This window comes from Brevibacterium gallinarum (assembly GCF_014836885.1).
In the GTDB taxonomy this organism is placed as follows: domain Bacteria; phylum Actinomycetota; class Actinomycetes; order Actinomycetales; family Brevibacteriaceae; genus Brevibacterium; species Brevibacterium gallinarum.
On the sequence record NZ_JACSPY010000030.1, the window covers coordinates 1 to 1,332 of the forward strand.

Annotated in this window: 2 protein-coding genes; both read right to left on the minus strand. The window is 66.7% G+C overall.

What is annotated here, in order from left to right; genetic code table 11:
- Positions 1–9: 9 nt before the first annotated feature.
- Positions 10–960, minus strand: coding sequence for an IS3 family transposase (locus H9634_RS14330; RefSeq protein WP_191727480.1), 951 nt, complete (start codon positions 958–960; stop codon positions 10–12).
- Positions 957–1,274 (minus strand): helix-turn-helix domain-containing protein, encoded by a 318-nt coding sequence (locus H9634_RS14335; protein WP_010080477.1) that lies wholly within the window; start codon positions 1,272–1,274, stop codon positions 957–959. The genes H9634_RS14330 and H9634_RS14335 overlap by 4 nt, the downstream gene beginning before the upstream one ends.
- Positions 1,275–1,332: the final 58 nt, after the last annotated feature.

A 1,332-nucleotide genomic window follows, 5' to 3' on the forward strand; every position in this document is an offset into this window, starting at 1 on the left:
TGTCCCGCGTCAAGTAGTTGGCAGGATTTCCTTGGTTTTGAATGTCGGGGTGGTGGGGTCGGCTAGGCCCAGGTGCACCTCCTTGGGCCGGTTCCATGAGATGGCCTCGTGGGGCCGGAGTTCGTTGTACTCGATCCGGTAGTCCTCGGCCCGCTCGGCGAGCACGATCGCGTCGTCAATCTCGTCCAGATAGAGCCGTTCGTACTTCAGCGTGCCGAAGCCGCGTTCACGGGACCCGTTCTGCCCCGGGGTCTTCACTCGGGTGCGCACGTGGTGTAGCTCGGGGTGGGCGGCGATGAAGGACTCGAAGCGGAAGGACCGGAACGGCCCGCCGTTGTCCGTCACGATGGTCACCACGGGCAACAGCTCACCGGTCTCGGGATCGACCGGGCAGGCCTCGACCAGCGGGTGACCGAACATGGCCTCGTAGTCGGCCAGGGCCAACTCGATCGCGTCGATCGCGTCGTGCTGGTTCCCGGTGGGCGAAACGTGGAAGGGGTGCTCGTACTTGGACCAGTAGTCCCGGCACCCGGCCAGCCGCCAGATCCCTCCGGTGGTGGTCTCGAACTCGCTGAAGTCCAGCTGCCAGACTTGGTTCGGGCCTGAGGGCTCGGTGGCGAACGCGGCCTTGCGCCGCTCGGCCAGCTTCCGTCGCTCCCGTTGGTACTGCGCGGGCAGAATCAGCCCCTCGTCGCGCAGGATTCGCAGCACGGTCGCCTCGGAAACAACATGCCCGTCGTGGCGGACCATCGCCCAGATCTTCCGATGCCCCCACGCCGGATGGGCCAGCGCGTGCTTGACCACCAGTTCCCTGGCGGCCTGCCGTGCCGGTTGCGGCCACGGTCCCTTCACCGCCGTCCCGGTGCGGGCCTTGGCCTGCCAGCGGCGCCAGGTCCGCTCGGGCATGTCGAAGAGCTGGCAGAACCTCGCGGTCGACATGCCCGCTTCCACGCGGATCACCTCGAGGTCCTCGAAGGGCCCAGCCGGCCCTCCGCGGACTTCTTCCACACCCTGGCCTCCAGGTGTGCCTCGCCCAAGGCCTGGGTCAGCTCGGCGACCTCGGCCTCCAGCTGTTCCTCTCGGGAGGATGGTCCGGACCTGCCGGCCACCAGGGCGGTCTTGCCGGCTTCCAGGAACTCGGCCTTCCACCGTCCGATGGACTGCTCACTGACTTTCTCCTTGCGTGCCGCTTCGGCGATGGACATCTCGCCGGCCAGCACGCTCAGCACTATCCGGGTCTTCTTCTCCGCCGGAATCGAGGGTGGTCTACCCATGTCTGACTCTCCTTCAGGACCTACATAACGGCCCTGCCACTAAGTCTGACGCGCGACA